The sequence below is a fragment of the Streptomyces sp. GD-15H genome, assembly GCF_045291515.1.
Lineage (GTDB): Bacteria > Actinomycetota > Actinomycetes > Streptomycetales > Streptomycetaceae > Streptomyces.
In genome coordinates this window covers 2775005-2793344 of the sequence record NZ_CP149447.1, presented here as the reverse complement: position 1 = coordinate 2793344, position 18340 = coordinate 2775005, and the positions used below count along the sequence as shown (strand labels likewise).

The 18340-nt window shown below is 70.5% G+C and carries 14 protein-coding genes, 4 pseudogenes and 2 riboswitches; of the genes and pseudogenes, 14 read left to right on the top strand and 4 right to left on the bottom strand.

The genetic code is table 11. The features are described from left to right. Window positions 1-179: 179 nt before the first annotated feature. Window positions 180-278, bottom strand: a riboswitch (glycine riboswitch). A 220-nt stretch (window positions 279-498) separates the two neighbouring features. From WJ438_RS13010 to WJ438_RS12960, 11 genes and pseudogenes are all read left to right on the top strand, one after another. Beyond that, window positions 499-1164, top strand: coding sequence for an AAA family ATPase (locus WJ438_RS13010; protein ID WP_406725385.1), 666 nt, complete (start codon window positions 499-501; stop codon window positions 1162-1164). An 82-nt stretch (window positions 1165-1246) separates the two neighbouring features. After that, entirely contained in the window at window positions 1247-2038 is a 792-nt protein-coding gene (locus WJ438_RS13005; RefSeq protein ID WP_406725384.1) for an enhanced serine sensitivity protein SseB, read from the top strand. Between the two features lie 179 nt (window positions 2039-2217). Next, window positions 2218-2966, top strand: a pseudogene (locus WJ438_RS13000) (enhanced serine sensitivity protein SseB C-terminal domain-containing protein). A gap of 428 nt (window positions 2967-3394) precedes the next feature. Further along, the gene (locus WJ438_RS12995; RefSeq protein WP_406725383.1) at window positions 3395-5065 is read left to right on the top strand and encodes an ABC transporter substrate-binding protein; all 1671 of its coding nucleotides are present in this window, start codon (window positions 3395-3397) and stop codon (window positions 5063-5065) included. 109 nt (window positions 5066-5174) lie between these two features. Further along, window positions 5175-6178, top strand: a pseudogene (locus WJ438_RS12990) (ABC transporter permease). Between the two features lies 1 nt (window position 6179). Further along, window positions 6180-7139 carry an ABC transporter permease gene (locus tag WJ438_RS12985; RefSeq protein ID WP_406725382.1) on the top strand — a complete coding sequence of 320 codons (960 nt, stop codon included), beginning with the start codon at window positions 6180-6182 and terminating at the stop codon, window positions 7137-7139. Window positions 7140-7145: 6 nt separating this feature from the next. Then, window positions 7146-8147, top strand: coding sequence for an ABC transporter ATP-binding protein (locus WJ438_RS12980; protein WP_406725381.1), 1002 nt, complete (start codon window positions 7146-7148; stop codon window positions 8145-8147). After that, window positions 8144-9379: an ABC transporter ATP-binding protein gene (locus WJ438_RS12975; RefSeq protein ID WP_406725380.1), complete on the top strand. Its 1236-nt coding sequence runs from the start codon at window positions 8144-8146 to the stop codon at window positions 9377-9379. The genes WJ438_RS12980 and WJ438_RS12975 overlap by 4 nt, the downstream gene beginning before the upstream one ends. An 86-nt stretch (window positions 9380-9465) precedes the next feature. Then, window positions 9466-10125, top strand: a complete 660-nt coding sequence (locus WJ438_RS12970; RefSeq protein ID WP_406725379.1) for a trimeric intracellular cation channel family protein — start codon at window positions 9466-9468, stop codon at window positions 10123-10125. A gap of 74 nt (window positions 10126-10199) precedes the next feature. After that, window positions 10200-11063, top strand: a complete 864-nt coding sequence (locus WJ438_RS12965) for a thioesterase family protein (RefSeq protein ID WP_406725378.1) — start codon at window positions 10200-10202, stop codon at window positions 11061-11063. Between the two features lie 216 nt (window positions 11064-11279). Next, complete coding sequence (locus WJ438_RS12960) at window positions 11280-12446, top strand: cysteine desulfurase family protein (RefSeq protein ID WP_406725377.1); 1167 nt, start codon at window positions 11280-11282, stop codon at window positions 12444-12446. A 19-nt stretch (window positions 12447-12465) separates the two neighbouring features. Continuing rightward, window positions 12466-12639, bottom strand: a riboswitch (TPP riboswitch). 84 nt (window positions 12640-12723) lie between these two features. On the opposite strand, the gene WJ438_RS12955 is transcribed toward WJ438_RS12960, so the two are convergent. Further along, a complete protein-coding gene (locus tag WJ438_RS12955; RefSeq protein ID WP_406729668.1) occupies window positions 12724-13404 on the bottom strand; it encodes an N-acetylmuramoyl-L-alanine amidase in 681 nt (226 codons plus the stop codon). A 43-nt stretch (window positions 13405-13447) separates the two neighbouring features. Here WJ438_RS12955 and mnmA point away from each other — a divergent pair, with 43 nt between their 5' ends. Then, window positions 13448-14590: a tRNA 2-thiouridine(34) synthase MnmA gene (mnmA, locus tag WJ438_RS12950; RefSeq protein WP_406725376.1), complete on the top strand. Its 1143-nt coding sequence runs from the start codon at window positions 13448-13450 to the stop codon at window positions 14588-14590. A gap of 214 nt (window positions 14591-14804) precedes the next feature. On the opposite strand, the pseudogene WJ438_RS12945 reads toward mnmA, so the two are convergent. The 3 genes and pseudogenes from WJ438_RS12945 to WJ438_RS12935 all read right to left on the bottom strand — a co-directional run bounded on the left by WJ438_RS12945 (window position 14805) and on the right by WJ438_RS12935 (window position 16817). After that, window positions 14805-15177 (bottom strand): annotated as a pseudogene (locus tag WJ438_RS12945) (hypothetical protein). Between the two features lie 432 nt (window positions 15178-15609). Next, window positions 15610-16388 (bottom strand): annotated as a pseudogene (locus tag WJ438_RS12940) (alpha/beta fold hydrolase). 105 nt (window positions 16389-16493) lie between these two features. Next, window positions 16494-16817: a DUF427 domain-containing protein gene (locus WJ438_RS12935; protein ID WP_406725375.1), complete on the bottom strand. Its 324-nt coding sequence runs from the start codon at window positions 16815-16817 to the stop codon at window positions 16494-16496. Between the two features lie 75 nt (window positions 16818-16892). On the opposite strand from WJ438_RS12935, the gene WJ438_RS12930 reads away from it, so the two are divergent. Together WJ438_RS12930 and WJ438_RS12925 are read left to right on the top strand one after the other, a co-directional pair. Beyond that, window positions 16893-17696, top strand: a complete 804-nt coding sequence (locus WJ438_RS12930) for a class I SAM-dependent methyltransferase (protein WP_406725374.1) — start codon at window positions 16893-16895, stop codon at window positions 17694-17696. After that, on the top strand, window positions 17693-18229 hold the full coding sequence (locus WJ438_RS12925; RefSeq protein ID WP_406725373.1) for a TIGR00730 family Rossman fold protein: 537 nt from the start codon (window positions 17693-17695) through the stop codon (window positions 18227-18229). The genes WJ438_RS12930 and WJ438_RS12925 overlap by 4 nt, the downstream gene beginning before the upstream one ends. Window positions 18230-18340: the final 111 nt, after the last annotated feature.

The following is an 18340-nucleotide window of genomic DNA, read 5'->3' as shown; positions in this document are numbered from 1 at the left end:
CAGGGCGATGGGGTCCCCCGCCGGCCGGGGCCGAGCACGGGGAGGGCGAGGACGTTCCTCCCCATCTGTCATCGGAACCTGAGAGGTTCGCCATGACCGTCCGCGCAGGGTGACGTCACGGCTTGCACCTTGGGTGGAGCCGCCGGTAACTCGCACGGCGGCCCGCTTTTCAGATGTGCCTGGCCCGCGCGGTAACGGTGCCTGAGAGATTCAAGGGAGGGACTTGCTCCTTCGGCGCCCCGGCGAAACGGTGCCAGGGACTCTCCCGCGCGGATTCAAACGGCCGGTATGCAGTTGGGCGCGTTCATCATTGCACGCATTGTGGGGCTTCGGCAGGGGGACCCTTTCCAGCGGACGCACAGAGTGTTCAAGCCCCCACAGACGGCGGTGACAGGGCTGTATCGGAAAATGGACGGAAAGAAGAGGCACTCGCCGTTACCGTCTCTTTACACTCGGCGGGGAAGGTGCTCGGGCACCTGCCCCAGGGGAGGATTCACGGTGAACAGGACCACGGCGTACGCCACCACGGGTGTCGCGCCGCCCGGGCAGCAGGCCGCTTCGGCCCGGGAGGCCCGCGGCGCGCTGCCGGCGCCCGTCGTCCGCGACCTGCGCCAGCGCGCCGGCCGCAGTCCGCACGCCCTGCTCTTCGGCCCCCGCGACCTCGTCGTGGTCACCGGACTGCCCGGCAGCGGCAAATCCACACTGATGCGGCGCGCGGTGCGCGGCACCCGTATCGACTCCCAGGACACCCGCGACCGCTGGGACCGCCGCATGCCGCGCTTCCTGCCGTACGCGGTGTACCGGCCCCTGGTCCGCCTCGCCCACTACGCCGGGCTGCGCCGCGCCCTGCGCACGGGGGAGGGGATCGTCGTGCACGACTGCGGTACGCACGCCTGGGTGCGCCGCTGGCTGGCCCGCGAGGCCCGCCGCCGGGGCGCGGGGCTGCATCTGCTGCTGCTCGACGTCCCCCCGGATCAGGCACTGGACGGTCAGCGTGAGCGCGGGCGCGGCGTCTCCCGGTACGCCTTCCTGCGGCACCGCACCGCCGTCGACCGGCTGCTGCGGTCGGTGGAGCGCGGCGACCTGCCCGCGGGCTGCGGCTCGGCGGTCCTGGCCGACCGGGCCGCGGCGGACGCGCTGCGCCGCATCGACTTCACGGGCTGACGGCTGCACGGGCTGACGGCCGCGGCGCGGCAGCGGTTAGCCTTTTCAGCCACAGCAGTGGCTCCAGGCAGGCGGTAGGCAGATGGACTTCCCGGCGGGCTTCTCCGCGGACTTCCCGGCACAGACTCACCCCCATCCGCACGGAGGATGGCCCGGCAACGAGTTGGAGGAGGTGCTCTCCGCCTCCCTCGGTGTGCCCTCGGCGAACGGCCGGATCATCGAGGTACTGGGCCGGAGCTTCGTCTGGGTTCCGCTGCCGAACGGCGGCGGCCCGCACAGCGGCCCGCTGGACCTGCCCAGCCTGGAGATCGAGGGGCAGGCATACGTCCCGGTCTTCAGCTCCGAGGAACAGTTCCGTCAGGTCGTCGGCTCCCACATGTCGTTCACCGTCGCGCCCGCGGTGGAGTTCGCGCGGGGTCTGCCGCCGCAGGCCGGGATCGTGGTGAACCCCGACGGCGTGGTCGGCATCCCGCTGCCGCCGCCCGCCGTGGCCGAACTGTGCCGGGCGGGACGCGGCCCGCTGGACGGTCCGGCGAGCGGCGGCCGGGTCAAGCTGTTCGAACCCGACTGGCAGGACGATCCGGTGGACTTCCTCGCCGCCGCGGGCGCGGAGTTCGAGTCGATCGGTGTCGTCAGCACCGCCCGTCGATGCCTCGCCGAGATCGAGACCGCGGACCCGGTGCTGTTCGTCGGGGTCGAACTGTCCCAGTGGGAGGGCGATCTGCAGACCCTTCCGGGCAACGCCCTGGGCCGTGCGCTGGGCCGCCGACCGGTGAAGTGGCCCGTCAACCTGGTCCTCCTGGACGTGGCCCAGGACCCGGTCGGCCAATGGATGCGCGACCGCGTCCGCCCCTTCTACCAGCGCGAGGGCTGACCCGTCCGGCGGAGCGAGTGGGAGGCCCCCGTCCGCCGGCTCACCGGTGCCCGACGGACGGGCGGAGCCCCCGGGCCGCGGGCGGCTTAAGCTAGGTTCATTGGCTGGGGCGAGGGTGTTGTACGGAGGGGCGATACAAAGTGAGCGCTGGCACCGCGGCGGCCGGGCAGGTCGAGCACATGCTGCGCCAGGTGACCCCCGGGCGTTACGACGCCTATGAGGCGTTGCTTCGCGCGCTCGCGACCCCCTCCTCCGGGCATGTCTGGATGCTGCTGTGGCACGGCCAGGCCGGCTCCCGGACGCCCAGTACGGGAACATGGAGGTCGACGGCTTCGGCTACGCGCCCTGCGTGACCTCCGCCCAGGAGCTGTCCGCCAGTGGCTGGAACCGGTCGTACGAGGTCGTCGACGGCCTCGAGGCCGCCCGCGCCCTCTACCCCGACCGCTACGGCCTCTGGCTCAACCCGCACGCCCCTGGCGGCGGCCTCGGCGTCCCGTGGCTCGACCTGCGCCGGCTCGCCACCGGCCTCGACCGGCAGCCCGCCGGACCTCTGCGGCTGTCCGAACCCGCCATCGAGATCCCCCAGTTCTACGCCCTGCTCGCGCAGAACGCGCACCGCACGCCCGCCGTGCGCGCGTTGCGCCGCGCCTGGGTGCAGCCGTCGCTGGGAGCGCCGTATCTCGCCATCGGGCTGGACGTGTACGACACCTCGCCGCCGGCCGTCGACGCGGTGCGCGCGATGATGCAGCAGTCCCTCGGCGCCATCCCGGACGGGCTCCCGGTGTCGACCGTCGCGATGACCGACGAGCACGACCCGGTCGCCATGTGGCTGCGGGCCAACGCCCGCCCGTTCTACGACCGTGAGGCCCACGGGGTCGCTCCGCCCCCCGCCGCGGGCTCCGGCTACCCGCCCGCGCACCAGCGCTGACCGGGCCGTATGCGCGAGAGGCCGGGTCGGCCGGCGCCGGTCGTGCCCGCCTCTACTGACTCAGTGTGACGGTGCCCGCTGAATGGACACGAGTGTCGACGGCGAACCTCCACGTTCCCGCCGAGCGCTGATCGCACGTCAGTTTTTCGGCCATGCGCGCTCGGCTATGACCGGTTGACCGCTCGTCACCTGCGGTTTCACCCGTTCTTCACGCCGTTCGACGCTTCCCGGGAGGCCGTTGAGGAGGCGCCGGATGTCTCGGGAAGGTCACTTCCCGACGAAGGGGCGCCTGAAGCGTCCCTTATGTCAACTGTTCAGATCTCAGGTAGGTATCACCGGTATCCGGACTGTTCTCGACTCGCTGTGAACATCTGTAGTGTTCGGCCGGTCAAGATGCATCCACATAGCGGACCCGGAGTGGCCCCAATATGCGCATATCCAAGTCCCGAGCGGCTCGGGCGATCACGGCCGCGGTGGCGGTCGCTCTGATCGCCACGGGCTGCTCCAGCGACCGGGACAGTGACAACAAGAGCGACGGCGACAAGGACACCTTCGTCTTCGCCGGTGCCGGTGACCCTGGCTCCCTGGACCCTGCCCTTGCGAGCGACGGTGAAACCTTCCGCGTGACGCGGCAGGCGTTCGAGGCCCTTCTCGAGCACGAGTCCGGCGGCAGTGAGCTCGTCGGCGGCCTCGCCGAGAAGTGGTCGAGCAACGACGAGGGCACCGTCTGGACCTTCAACCTCCGCAAGGGCGTGAAGTTCCACGACGGCGAGGCGTTCAACGCCGAGGCCGTCTGCGCCAACTACGACCACTGGTTCAACTGGACGGGCACCTACCAGTCCAGCGCGGTCTCCTATTACTGGCAGACCATCATGGGCGGCTTCGCGAAGAACGAGGACAAGGAGACGCCCGAGGCGAACTACAAGTCCTGCACCGCGAAGGACGAGAACACCGCCGTCATCGAGGTCAAGAAGCCCTCCGCCAACCTCCCCGGCGGCTTCTCCCTCAACGCCCTGGCGATCCACTCGCCGAAGGCCATCGAGGAGTACAAGAAGCAGGACGCGTCCGCCAAGGGCGACGCCATCACGTACCCCAAGTACAGCCAGGAGGCCGGCACGGTCGCCGGTACCGGCCCGTACGAGATCAAGAAGTGGAACAAGGGCAACAAGGAAGTTTCCCTCGAGCGCTTCGACAACTACTGGGGCGACAAGGCGAAGGTCAAGAACCTGGTCTTCCGCACCATCGACACCGAAGAGGGCCGCCGCCAGGCGCTCCAGGCCGGTGACATCGACGGCTACGACCTCGTCGCGCCGGCCGACGTCAAGACCCTCGAGGACCAGGGCTACGTCGTCCCGACCCGTGGCGTCTTCAACCTCTTCTACGTGGGCATGAGCCAGGAGGCGAACCCGGCCCTCAAGAAGAAGGAAGTCCGCCAGGCGATCGCGCAGTCGATCGACAAGGAGAACCTGGTCAAGACCCAGCTGCCCGAGGGCGGCAAGGTCGCCGACCAGTTCATGCCCGACACGGTCGAGGGCTACTCCAAGGACGTCAAGCAGTACCCGTACGACCCGGCCGAGGCCAAGAAGCTCCTCAAGAAGGCCGGCCAGGAGAAGCTCAAGGTCAAGTTCTGCTACCCGACCGAGGTCACCCGCCCGTACATGCCTGCCCCGCAGGACCTGTTCGAGCTGATGAAGGCCGACCTGGAGAAGTCCGGCATCACCGTCACGCCCAAGGCGATGAAGTGGGCCCCGGACTACCTGGACGCCACCGAGTCGGGCTCCTGCGACCTGCACATGCTCGGCTGGACCGGTGACTTCAACGACGGCTACAACTTCATCGGCACCTGGTTCGCCGGGTACGACAAGCAGTGGGGCTTCAAGGACAAGAAGGTCTTCGACGCCGTGAACGCCGGCTCGGAGCTCGGCAACCACGACGAGCGCATCGCCGCGTACAAGAAGGCCAACGAGGTCGTCATGGACTACCTTCCGGGTGTCCCGATCTCGTCCTCCCCGCCGGCCATCGCCTTCGCCAAGAACGTGAACCCGCCGAACGTCTCCCCGCTGACGCAGGAAGTCTTCTCCGAGGCCTCGTTCAAGTAAGCGAGTAAGTAACAGGAAACGAAAAACGGGGGGTCCGCCCGGCCGTCGCAACTCGGCGGCCGGGCGGGGCCATTCATGTAAGACATCACGCAAGAAAGGGGCATGCGGGGTGCTGCGTCTCGTCGTACGAAGACTGCTCCAGCTCATACCCACGCTGCTCGGCCTGTCGGTTCTGCTCTTCCTGTGGCTCGACCGGCTGCCCGGCGGACCCGCCTCAGCGATCCTGGGGAAAAGGCCACCGAGGCCGAAGTGGCGCGCATCAACCGTGCGCTCGGGCTGGACCAGCCCGTCCACGTCCAGTACTGGCGCTTCCTCAAGCGCATCGTCGAGCTCGACCTGGGCACCTCCACCCAGACCGGACAGCCGGTGTGGGACGAGTTCGTGCTGCGTTTTCCCGCGACCGTGGAACTGTCCCTCCTCGCCATTCTGATCGCCGTGGCCGTCGGCGTTCCGCTGGGCTACTTCGCGGCCCGCAACCGCGGCGGCTGGCTCGATGTCACCGCGGTCTCCGGCTCGCTCATCGGCATCTGCATCCCGGTCTTCTTCCTGGCCCTGATCCTCAAGGGCATCTTCGCCGTCGAGCTCGGGATCTTCCCGAGCTACGGACGCCTGACCACCGGGATCGACGCCACGAGCGTGACCGGCTTCGCCGTCCTGGACGGCATCCTCACCGGGGAGCTCGACGCCTCCTGGGACGCGTTCATGCATCTGATCCTGCCCTCCATCGCCCTGTCCTCCATCCCGCTCGCGGTCATCGTGCGCATGACCCGCGCCAGCGTCCTCGAGGTGCAGGACGAGGACTACGTCCGCACCGCCGAGGCCAAGGGCCTCAAGCGGAGTGTCGTCCGCGGCCGGCACGTGCTGCGCAACGCGATGCTCCCCGTGGTGACCGCCGTCGGCCTGCTCACGGGCTCCCTGCTGTCCGGCGCCGTCCTCACCGAGTCCGTGTTCTCCTTCGGCGGCATCGGTTCCTTCATCCGGACCGCGATCGACGGCCGCGACTACCCCGTGCTCGTCGGGTTCATCATGTTCATCGCGATGGTGTACGTCCTGATCAACCTGCTGGTGGACGTGGCGTACAGCCTCATCGACCCGAGAGTGCGGGTGCACTGACGTGAGCGTCGCCACCAAGACCGAGAAGATCCAGCGCCTCGCGGAACTGACCGCTACCAAGGAGACCAGCACCGGCGCCAGCCTGTGGCGGGAGGCCTTCCGCCGTCTCAAGCACAGCAAGATGGCGATCATCGGCGCGATCGTCATCGCCCTGTTCGTCGCCCTTGCGATCGTCGGGCCCTACCTCGCGCCGTACGCCCCGACCGCCCAGACCTGGCGCGGCGAAGTCTTCCCCAACCGGGGCGAGTTCGTCGGCCCGCGCGGCGGGAACTGGTTCGGGCTGGACAACCTCGGCCGGGACATGTTCTCCCGCATGCTGGTCGGCGCCCGCCAGACGCTGCTCGTCGGCGTCGTCGCCACGCTCATCGGTCTGACCGTCGGCTTCCTGATCGGCGGCGTCTCCGGAGCGGCCGCCACCCTCGGCGGCGACGCCGGAAAGCGCATCGACTCCGTCATCATGCGCTTCATCGACATGATGCTGGCGATGCCCTCGCTGCTGCTGGCCGTGTCCATCGCGGCCGTCATGGGCCAGTCGCTGACCACCGTGATGATCGCCGTGGGTGTGGTCCAAATACCGGTGTTCGCCCGGCTGCTGCGCGGCTCCATGCTGGCGCAGGGCGGCGCGGACTACGTGCTCGCGGCCAAGTCCCTGGGCGTGCGCAAGCGGCGCATCGTCCTCTCGCAGATCATCCCCAATTCGCTCAGCCCGGTGATCGTGCAGGCCACGCTCTCCCTGGCCACCGCGATCATCGAGGCGGCCGCCCTGTCCTACCTGGGCCTGGGCAACCCCGACCCGGCGATCCCCGAGTGGGGCGTCATGCTCGCCCAGGCGCAGCGCTTCTTCGACAACGCGCCGATGATGGCGGTCTACCCCGCCGTCGGCATCATCATCACCGCCCTCGGCTTCACCCTCCTCGGCGAGGCCATGCGGGAAGCCCTCGACCCGAAGCTGAGGGGCTGAACCACCATGTCTCTGCTCACTGTCGACGAACTGACCGTCACCTTCGGCGGCCGCGGCCGCAAGGAGTCCCGGGCGGTCGACGGCGTCTCCTTCGAGGTCGACCAGGGCCAGGTCGTGGGCCTGGTCGGCGAGTCCGGCTGCGGAAAGTCCGTCACTTCCCTGGCCCTGATGGGCCTGCTCCCGGACAAGGGCCTCGAGGTCGGCGGCCGCGCCGTATTCGACGGCACGGACCTGTTCACCATGAACCCGTCCGCCCGCCGCAACCTGCGCGGCAGCGAAATGGCGATGATCTTCCAGGATCCGCTGTCCTCGCTCAACCCGGTCGTGCCGGTCGGCGTGCAGGTCACCGAGATCCTGGAGCGCCACCGCGGACTCAAGGGCGAGGCCGCCCGCAAGGAGGCCGCCCACCTGCTGGACCGGGTCGGCATCCCCGACCCGACCCGGCGGCTCAAGGAGTACCCGCACCAGCTCTCCGGCGGTATGCGCCAGCGCGCGCTGATCGCCATGGCGGTGGCCTGCGCCCCGCGCATGCTCATCGCCGACGAGCCCACCACGGCCCTCGACGTGACGATCCAGGCGCAGATCCTGGAACTGCTCAAGGAACTCGTGGACCAGGAGGGCACCGCCCTGCTGATGATCACCCACGACCTCGGCGTGGTCGCCGGCCTCTGCGACCAGGTCAACGTGCTCTACGCGGGCAAGGTCGTGGAGTCCGCCGGGCGCCGCGAGCTGTTCGCCCACCCCACCCACCCCTACGCGCACGGCCTGCTGGGTTCCATCCCGCGCCTGGACGCTCCCCGGGGCGAGTCCCTCAAGCCCATCCGCGGCTCCATCAACGACCGCATCGCCTGGGCCGACGGCTGCGCCTTCGCGCCCCGCTGCGACCGGTACGAGATGGGCTGCCTGACCGGCACCCCGCAACTCACCGAGCCGCGCGCCGCCGGTCACCAGGCGCGGTGCGTCAACCCCGTGCTCGACGACGCGAAGGCCGAGGAGGTCCCCGCATGAGCCTGCTCGAACTGGACGGCGTCAAGGTCCACTTCCCCATCAAGAAGGGCGTGCTGTTCGACCGTACGGTCGGCCACGTCTACGCCGTGGACGGGGTGTCCCTGAAGGTCGAGGCCGGCGAGACCTACGGCCTGGTCGGCGAGTCCGGCTGCGGCAAGACCACCCTCGGGCGGTCGGTGCTGCGGCTGGTGGACATCACCGAGGGCTCGGTCGTCCTCGACGGCACCGACCTGGCGAAGCTGCCGGGCGAGGAGATGCGCCGCTTCCGGCGCCGTCTCCAGATGGTCTTCCAGGACCCGCTGGGCTCGCTCAACCCGCGGCAGAACATCGAGTCGATCCTGTCCGAGGGCATGGTCGCCCACGGCATCGGCAAGAACCAGGAGGAGCGCCGGGAGAAGATCAAGGCGATCCTGGAACGGGTCGGCCTGCCCTCCAACGCGCTCGCCCGCTACCCGCACGAGTTCTCCGGCGGTCAGCGCCAGCGCATCGGCATCGCCCGCGCCCTCGTCCTCGAACCGGACGTGATCATCTGCGATGAGCCGGTCTCCGCGCTCGACGTGTCGATCCAGGCCCAGGTCGTCAACCTGCTGGAGGAGCTCCAGGAGGAACTCGGCCTGACCTACCTGGTCATCGCCCACGACCTCGCGGTGGTCCGGCACATCTCCGACGTGATCGGCGTGATGTACCTGGGCTCGCTGGTCGAGGAGGCACCGAGCGACACGCTGTACGCGGAGCCCAAGCATCCGTACACCAAGGCCCTGATGTCGGCGGTGCCGGTGCCGGACCCGGAGGTGGAGGACCGCCGCGAGCGCATCCTGCTCACCGGCGACCTGCCCTCCCCGGCGAACCCGCCCAGCGGCTGCCGCTTCCACACCCGCTGCCCCTGGGCCCAGGCCGAGCGGTGCGCGACCGAACGGCCGGAGCTGAAGGACGTCGGCGGCGGTCACCGGGTGGCCTGCCACTACACCGCCGAGATCGCGGCCGGGACGCTGAAGCGGAGCCGGGGAGAGGTGGTGTCGGCGACCCGCGAGGGCGTCGAGGACGCCCCGCCGTCCGTGGGCTCCGGTGACGTGACGGCGCCGGAGCAGTCCGGGGAGCCGGTGGAGGAGAGCGCGCCGGAGAAGCCCGAGACCTTGACGGAGAAGGCCGAGCCGGAGTCCGTGGAGAAGGTGTCCGCGGAGGAGCCGGAGGCCCCCGCGGAGAAGAAGGGCGCGGCGGAGAAGGCCGTTTAGCCCTCTGCCGCGTGTCCGTCGGTGTTCATGGAACCCCTCGCCTTGGTTTGTAAGGCGAGGGGTTCTTGCTGAGTAAGAATATAAGGGTGCTCCAGCAACTCTTCAGCCCGTCCCTCCTGCACGCGCTCGACCTGGTCGGCATCTTCGTCTTCGCGATCTCGGGTGCCCTGCTGGCCGTTCGCAGGAACCTCGATGTCTTCGGCATCGCGGTTCTCGCGGAGGTCACCGCCCTCGGTGGCGGACTCTTCCGCGATGTGGTCATCGGCGCCGTGCCGCCCGCCGCCTTCACGGACCTGGGGTACTTCGTCACCCCGCTGCTCGCCGTGGTGCTGGTGTTCTTCCTGCACCCGCACGTGGAGCGCATCCAGAACGCCGTCAACTTCTTCGACGCCGCCGGGCTCGGTCTGTTCTGCGTCGTCGGCACCGCCAAGGCGTACGACTACGGGCTCGGCCTGACCGCCTCCGCCTGCCTCGGCCTGGCCACCGCGGTGGGCGGCGGCGTGGTGCGGGACGTGCTCGCCAACGAGGTGCCCTCGCTGCTGCGCTGGGACCGTGATCTCTACGCGGTACCGGCGATGGTCGGCGCGACGATGGTGGCGCTGTGTATCCGCTTCGACACGCTGAACGCGTTCACCAGCACCTTCGCCGTGATCACCGCGTTCACGCTGCGGCTGTTGGCGCTGCGGTACCACTGGCGGGCGCCCCGCGCGTGGCAGCGGCGCTCGACAGCCCGAGAGGAGGAGTAGGGCGGGGCGCCCGGGAGTGGGTACGGCACCCGGCAAAGCTACCGCTTAGTAATTACTTCTTGTACTCTTCATCCATGTCAGAAGCAGCCTTCGCCCAGGCCGCAACCCGGGCCACCGTCGGTGACAGCGAGTTCGACCGCGACACCGCGGTGACGCTCCGCGCGCCGGGCGTCTACGACGCCGACCTCTCCGCCGGCTGGACGATCATCAGCGCCGTCAACGGCGGCTACCTGCTGGCCGTCCTGGGCCGCGCCCTCGCCGACGCCCTGCCGCACTCGGACCCGTTCACCATCTCCGCGCACTACCTGACCGCCTCCCAGCCCGGCCCGGCGGTCGTCCGCACCGAGACCGTACGCACCGGGCGCACCCTGTCGACCGGGCAGGCGTCCCTCTTCCAGTACGACGACCAGGGCCGCGAGGTCGAACGCATCCGCGTGCTGGCCTCCTACGGCGACCTGGACACCCTCCCCGAGGACGTCCGTACGGCGGCCCGGCCGCCCGTGATACCGCCCATGGAGCAGTGCTTCGGCCCCGAGGACGGTCCGACCCCCGTCGACGGCAGCTCCGCCATCACCGAGCGGCTGATGCTCAAGCTCGACCCGTCGACCCTCGGCTGGGCCCTCGGACAGCCCTCCGGCAAGGGGGAGATGCGGGCCTGGTTCGGGCTCGCCGACGGCCGGGACCCCGATCCGTTCTCCCTGCTGCTCGCCGTGGACGCGCTGCCGCCCACCGCCTTCGAGATCGGGCTCACCGGCTGGGTCCCCACGGTCGAGCTGACGGCGCACGTCCGCTCCCGTCCGGCGCCCGGCCCGCTGCGGGTGTCGATCACCACCCGCAACCTCGCCGGCGGCTTCCTGGAGGAGGACGCCGAGGTCTGGGACACCGCGGACCGGCTGGTGGCCCAGTCCCGCCAGCTGGCCCGCGTACGGCTGTCCTGAGGGGCCCTGTGCCGTGGTGGCGGGGCGGCGGGCTCGATGTGTTTCCGTACGCCCGCCGTCACCACCCCGCACGGTCGCCGACCTGTAGGCCGTCCGCCATGCAGGGGGACGGCACCCTCTCGGGGAGCTTCTGAGCCGGAGTGCTCGCACCGGCGTCGTTTCCCGGCCGACCGCGCCCCGGGTCCGCCGGACAAGGCCCGTAGAATCGGCCTCACCATGGCATACCTCGACCACGCCGCGACCACCCCGATGCTTCCCGAGGCAGTCGAGGCACTCACCGCGCACCTGAGCGTCACCGGCAACGCCTCCTCCCTGCACGCGGCCGGCCGGCGTGCCCGCCGGACCGTCGAGGAGGCCCGCGAAACCCTCGCCGAAGCCCTCGGCGCCCGCCCCAGCGAGGTGGTCCTCACCTCCGGCGGGACCGAGGCCGACAACCTCGCGGTGAAGGGCCTGTACTGGGCCCGCCGCGCCGCGGAGCCGGCCCGCACCCGCGTGCTCGCGAGCCCCGTCGAGCACCACGCCGTCCTCGACGCCGTGCACTGGCTCGGCGAGCACGAGGACGCCACCGTCGAGTACCTGCCGGTCGACTCCTACGGCCGGGTCCACCCGGACGCGCTGCGCGAGGCGATCGCCCGCAACCCCGACGACGTGGCGCTGGCCACCGTGATGTGGGCGAACAACGAGATCGGGACGCTGCTGCCGGTCCGCGAACTCGCCGAGACCACTGCCGAGTTCGGTGTTCCGCTGCACTCCGACGCGGTTCAGGCCTTCGGCCAGGTGCCCGTGGACTTCGCCTCCTCGGGGCTCGCCGCGATGACCGTGTCCGGCCACAAGATCGGCGGCCCGTACGGCATCGGGGCGCTGGTCCTGGGCCGCGAGCACACACCCGTGCCGGTGCTGCACGGCGGCGGTCAGGAACGCCACGTGCGCTCCGGCACGCTCGACGTGCCCGCGGTCGCCTCCTTCGCGGTCGCCGGCCTGGCCGCCGAGCGGCGGGAACGGTTCGCCCGCGAGATCGGCGCCCTCCGCGACGACCTGGTCGCCGCGGTCCGCGAGGCCGTCCCGGACGCCGTCCTCGGCGGCGACCCCTCTCCCGGGGGGCGGCTTCCGGCCAACGCCCACTTCACGTTCCCCGGCTGCGAGGGCGACTCCCTGCTGCTCCTGCTCGACGCCCAGGGCATCGAGTGCTCCACCGGCTCCGCCTGCACGGCGGGCATCGCCCAGCCCAGCCACGTCCTCCTGGCCACCGGCACCGACCCGGACCTGGCCCGCGGCACCCTCCGCTTCTCCCTCGGCCACACCTCCACCCGGGCCGACGTCGAAGCCCTGGCCAAGGCCATCGGCCCGGCGGTGGAACGGGCCCGGGCGGCGGGGCTGTCCTGACTTCCCCCGGGCACGACGACGACCTACGAGACGGGTTCCCTTCGCCGGTATGACCCGGATCAGGTGACTAGGGGTCGCCTTCCGGTCCTCAGACCTTCCGGCCTCTCAGCCCGACCGTCGACGTCGGCACCAGCGGAAGCCGAAGCTTCGCGCTGAAGTCGGCTACTCCGGTCGAACTCCCTCACTCGTCCCGTAGGCCTATTCCTATGATAAAACGTCCATCGCTGAATGGAAGAGGGTGGATTGAGATTTTTGTCCGGTTTTTCGAATGGAGAGGTCAGGCCGTCGCCGTGCGCGCCTGACGTACGAGCTTCATGTAGCGGTCCCAGTCCCAGTGCGGGCCCGGGTCGGTGTGATCCGTCCCCGGTACCTCGATGTGGCCGAGGATGTGCTTCCGGTCGACGGGTATGTCGTAGCGCGCGCAGATCCGGGCCGTGAGCCGGGCCGAGGCCTCGTACATCTCGTCCGTGAGGTCCTGCGGCCGGTCCACGAACCCTTCGTGCTCGATGCCGATGCTGCGCTCGTTGTAGTCGCGGTTGCCCGCGTGGTACGCCACGTCGAGCTCGCGGATCATCTGTGTGACGCGCCCGTCCTGTCCGACGATGTAGTGCGTGGCGGCCCGGTGCTCGGGGTCCTGGAACGCCCGCACCGCGCCGTCGAAGCTGCCCTGGGTGACATGGACGATCACCATGTCGATGCCGTAGTCGTCGGGCCGGTCCGCGCGCCGCCAGTTGGCGTCCGAGGCCGCGACCCAGCGGGCGCCCGAGAAGTCGACCACGCCCTGCGCGCGCGGCTTCTCGATCCCGGGCACACGCCACCACAGGCGGCCCAACTCGCCCCGCGCCAGCACGGCGGTGCCCGCGGCGGCCGCCACCCCGCCGACGATCAGGGCACGCCGCCCGATGCGCCGATCGCCGTCCTTGGAAGCTCTTCTTTCCCCATGCCGGCAACAACGGATATCCGGTGGCTCCGGTTCCCGTGCCCCGTACCCTGGAGGGGTTATGACTGAAATCCCGCAGCCCTCCCGCTCCCGCCCCCTCCGGGTACTGGCCGCCATGTCCGGCGGAGTCGACTCCGCCGTGGCCGCCGCCCGTGCCGCCGAAGCGGGACACGACGTGACCGGCGTCCACCTCGCGCTCTCCGCGAATCCCCAATCCTTCCGCACGGGCGCGCGGGGCTGTTGCACCATCGAGGACTCGCGTGACGCCCGCCGCGCCGCCGACGTCATCGGCATCCCGTTCTACGTGTGGGACCTCGCCGACCGCTTCCGTGAGGACGTGGTGGAGGACTTCGTCGCCGAGTACGAGGCGGGCCGCACCCCCAACCCGTGCCTGCGCTGCAACGAGAAGATCAAGTTCGCCGCACTGCTGGACAAGGCCCTGGCCCTCGGCTTCGACGCCGTGGCCACCGGCCACTACGCGCGCGTGGTCACCCTGTCCGACGGCACGCGAGAGCTGCACCGCGCCTCGGACATGGCCAAGGACCAGTCGTACGTGCTGGGCGTGCTGGACGACCGGCAGCTCGCCCACGCGATGTTCCCGCTCGGCGACACGGTCACCACCAAGGAGGAGATCCGCGCGGAGGCCGAGCGGCGCGGACTCGCGGTCGCCAAGAAGCCCGACTCCCACGACATCTGCTTCATCGCCGACGGCGACACCCAGGGCTTCCTCGCGAACCGGCTGGGCAGGGCCGAAGGTGACATCGTCGACGAGTCCGGCAGCAAGGTCGGCACGCACGAGGGCGCCTACGGCTTCACCATCGGCCAGCGCAAGGGCCTGCGGATCGGCACTCCCGCCCCCGACGGCAAGCCCCGCTACGTCCTCGACATCTCCCCGGTGACCAACACGGTCACCGTCGGCCCCGCGGACGCCCTCGACGTCGACGCCCTCACCGCGATCAACCCCCGCTGGTGCGGCACCGCCCCGACCGGCCCCGGCACCTACACCGCCCAGCTCCGCGCCCACGGTGACGAGACCGAGGTCACCGCCGAACTGACCGACGGCACCCTGGAGGTCTCCTTCAAGGAGCCGGTCCGGGGCGTGGCCCCCGGCCAGGCCGTCGTCCTCTACGCGGGCACCCGCGTGGTCGGCTCCGCCACCATCGCCACGACGTCCCGCGCGACGAAAACACCCACGACGGTCTGACCCCGAGGAGTCCGACGGGGCCGGCGCGGTGAGCTTGTCGAAAACCGTGAGCAGTTGGCGGGCGACTGTCACTTCGGCGCTCGAATGAGCGCCGAAGTGACAGTGAGGCCCGGAATGCTCACACTCTTCGGGAAGGGCCGTCCCGCGTCCAGCAGGACGGTCGCCACGGCGGCTGCCCATGCGTGCCCCCGCCCGTCATGGCTTCTCCGCCCCGTCAGTGGCTCTGCGGTTGTGCGGCAAATTCGTGGACCAGTTGGATCTCACCGACGATGTGGGCGTTGGACTCGTCCAGTTCCTCGGCCGGAACCCACAGTTCGAGGATGGTCCGCCCACCTGCCTGCTGCACGGGATACCGGGCGAGGAACTCCGACTCGACCTCGAAGCGGGTGACGAAGCCGGCACCGTCGTGCTTCACGTTCCAGTCCCTGGCGATCCTGATCGCGTAGTCCTCGTGGAGGACCGGACAGAAGACCGGCTGCTCGGGCAGGCGGGGCGGTCAGGCACGCCAGTTCAGCTCCCGAACCAGCTCCAGCTCCTTCGGGCCCGTCGGGCGCCACAGGGTCGCCCGTCGCCCGTCGGACGGTCATCGGTCTCGCTCCCCGCACCTCGAGAGCCGCGGAAACGGCTGGTCGGAAGACCGGACGATACCGACACACCAGGCCCCGCGGCCACGCTGTTCCCGCCCGTACACGCCCCCGCACGCGATGAGGCCACCGCCACGCACAGGCTGGGGGAGCTCGCCGACCGGGCGGGCAGCGCGACGGACACCTGTCCCGAGTTCCCCGTGCCGTCGGTGCCGGGCGGGCCGGACGCGGAGCGGGCCGGGGACTGCTGATCCTCGATCTGCTGGCCGACGACTGGGGCGGATGCGGGCCAGGGGAGGGCGGTGTTCGGGGTGAGCGGCGAGAGCGTCTGGTTCTGCCCGTGCTCGGCGCCTGACGGAAGGGTGCCCGTCTGCCTGGTCCGTCACACGGCGTGGCGGAGAACCGAGGCCGAGCGACCCGGCCCCGTTCGTGCCCTCACCGCGAGAAGAAGTCCGCCAGTACCGGGGCCAGGACGTCCGGCTCCACCATGTGGGTCTGGCCGGCCAGAGTGCGGCAGGTGCCCCGGGGGACGGCGTCCGCGATGGCCCGGGCGGCCTCGCGCATCCAGGCCGGGCTCGCGTCGCCCGCGAGGGACAGCACCGGCACGGGGATCGACGCCAGCAGTTCCACGGGGACGCCGCCGTCGCCCATGACCGCGTCGTCGTAGGCGAGGCTCGGCGCCATCGACTCCATACCGGCCCACAGGGGGGACTGCCGGGCGCCCTGGATCACCGCCTCGCTCAGCCCGGTGAGACGGAGGAAGAGCTCCACGGCGTCCCCGCGGCGCCCCTCGGCGAGTGCTTGCGTCAGGCGTTCGGTGTACTGAGCGCGCTCGCGCAGGTCGTCCTCGGACATCGCGTACGGCGTCTCGTACACGGCGACATGCCGCACCGGCAGCCCGCTCGCCGCCGCGCGCAGCGCCAGCGCGCCGCCCGAGGAGACGCCGTACAGCGACGCCCCCCGCCCATCGCCTCGATCAGCGCCGCCAGGTCCTCCACCTCGCGTTCCACCGCGTACGGCCGGGTGTCCCCGCTCGCGCCGCGCCCCCGGCGGTCGTAGACGACGACCCGGAACCGCTCCGACAGCGGCGCGGCGAGCGGCGCCACCGTGGCGCCCGTCGACATCGCGCCGCTGACGAGGACGACCACGGAACCCCGTCCGGCGCTCTCGTGGGCGATGGGGGTGCCGTCCCGCGAAAGGATGTTCTTGTCCATGGTTGTCGAGACTGCCGCACCGCGGCGCGATCGTCGGTGAGGCGGGCGGCGCGTCCGACGATCGCAACCCTTCTATCCGATCATCGGACTTCCCCTCCTCTTGGCCTATTGGACTTCCACCTCGTAGAAGCACAGGTGGTCCTTGATGCCGGCGACGTCCGGCTTCGGGTCCGGGTACGCCCAGACGAGATCGGGTGCGTCCGGGCGCGACCAGTAGGACGCGGTGCCCTTGAAGGGGCAGTGGGTGTGGGTGTCGGACGGGGCCAGCAGGTCGAGCCGTGCGTCCTCGGGCGGGATGTAATATCGCGCGGGACAGCCCGTCTCGCGCAGCACCAGCGCCCGGTCGCTTTCGGCCAGCACCTCCCCGCCGTGCACCACGCGCACGTGCCGGTCGCTCCGCTCGACGGTGATGCGGTGTCCTCTGGTCACGGGCCACGCTCCTCGGGTAGCCGGGTCGACGGATACAGCGCACGCTGAAGCCGAGTTCTTCCCCCAGGAGGCACCATGGGAGCCGCGGACACCGTTCGCAACCGCAGTACCCTCGCCCACCAGGTCCGCTACGCGGTGCGGCATCCGCGGCGCGTCCCCCGCCACGCCCGGCGTCTGCTGCGTGACGCCTGGCTGCGGCTGCGGTACCGCGACCACATCTCCTACTACCGGGCCGTGATGGCCTCCGACGCGGCCCGCAGCGCGGAGGCGGCGGTGGGGCACAACCCCTCGAGGGAACAGTGGGCCCGCATCGGCCGGATGCAGTTCGACTACCTGGTCGGGCACGGGCTGAGCCCGCACCACCGGATGCTGGAGATCGGCTGTGGCAACCTGCGCGCCGGGCGCCTCTTCATCGACCACCTCGAAACCGGTCACTACTACGGCATCGACATCTCGCCGCACATCCTGCTGGCCGCGCAGGACACCGTGGTGCGCGAGGGGCTCCAGGCGAAGCTGCCCCATCTGGCACTCGCCGATGATCTGACCTTCGCCTTCCTGCCCGAGGGGCACTTCGACGTCGTGCACGCGCACAGTGTCTTCTCCCACTCGCCCCGGCACGTCATCGAGGAGTGCTTCGCGCATGTCGGCCGGGTGCTCGCCCCGGGCGGGTTCTTCGACTTCACGTTCGGCCGCACGGAGGGCGAGGAACACCACGTACTGCACGAGGACTTCTACTACCGGACCGAGACGCTCGCCGGACTGGCCGCCGAGCACGGCCTGTCGGCGCGGTTCATGGACGACTGGGAGGAGCTGCCGCACCGGCAGTCCAGGATGCGGCTCACCGCGCTGTCCGACCGGGCCCGTACTGTGAGCCCGTGAACATCTGTGTCTTCCTCTCCGCGGCCGACCTGGACGAGCGCTACACGGGCCCCGCGCGGGAGTTCGCCCGGCTGCTCGGCAAGGGCGGCCACACCCTGGTGTGGGGCGGCTCCGACGTCGGCCTGATGAAAGTCGTCGCCGACGGGGTGCAGGAGGCGGGCGGGCGGCTCCTCGGTGTCTCCGTGGAGTTCCTGGCGGCGAAGGCACGCCGGGGTGCCGACGAGATGGTGATCGCCCCCGACCTGGCGGAGCGCAAGCGCCTGCTCCTCGACAAGGCCGACGCGGTCGTGATCATGGTGGGCGGTACCGGCACGCTGGACGAGGCGACCGAGATCCTGGAGCTGAAGAAGCACGGACACACGGACAAGCCGGTGGTCCTGCTGAACACCGCGGGCTTCTACGACGGTCTCAAGACGCAGTTCCGGCGGATGGAGGCCGAGGGCTTCCTGCCCCGCGCCCTCACCGACCTGGTGTTCTTCGCGGAGGAGCCCGTCGGGGCGATGGCGTTCCTGGAGGAGAGCCAGGGCATCTAGAGCCTGGCTCGGGTTCTCCCGTGGCGTCGCGACGCCCGGCACGCTCCCCCAAGCCCTCCGAGCAGGGGCCCCACTTGCCGCGCCGGCCGTCCTCCGACGTCGCTCCGCCAC

Excerpts from the sequence above, each read along its gene's own strand:
- WJ438_RS12930 (WP_406725374.1), top strand. The coding sequence starts at position 16,893 with ATGGGAGCCGCGGACACCGTTCGCAACCGCAGTACCCTCGCCCACCAG.
- WJ438_RS12965 (WP_406725378.1), top strand. The coding sequence starts at position 10,200 with ATGTCAGAAGCAGCCTTCGCCCAGGCCGCAACCCGGGCCACCGTCGGT.
- WJ438_RS12975 (WP_406725380.1), top strand. The coding sequence starts at position 8,144 with ATGAGCCTGCTCGAACTGGACGGCGTCAAGGTCCACTTCCCCATCAAG.
- WJ438_RS12980 (WP_406725381.1), top strand. The coding sequence starts at position 7,146 with ATGTCTCTGCTCACTGTCGACGAACTGACCGTCACCTTCGGCGGCCGC.
- WJ438_RS12995 (WP_406725383.1), top strand. The coding sequence starts at position 3,395 with ATGCGCATATCCAAGTCCCGAGCGGCTCGGGCGATCACGGCCGCGGTG.
- mnmA (WP_406725376.1), top strand. The coding sequence starts at position 13,448 with ATGACTGAAATCCCGCAGCCCTCCCGCTCCCGCCCCCTCCGGGTACTG.
- WJ438_RS12960 (WP_406725377.1), top strand. The coding sequence starts at position 11,280 with ATGGCATACCTCGACCACGCCGCGACCACCCCGATGCTTCCCGAGGCA.
- WJ438_RS13005 (WP_406725384.1), top strand. The coding sequence starts at position 1,247 with ATGGACTTCCCGGCGGGCTTCTCCGCGGACTTCCCGGCACAGACTCAC.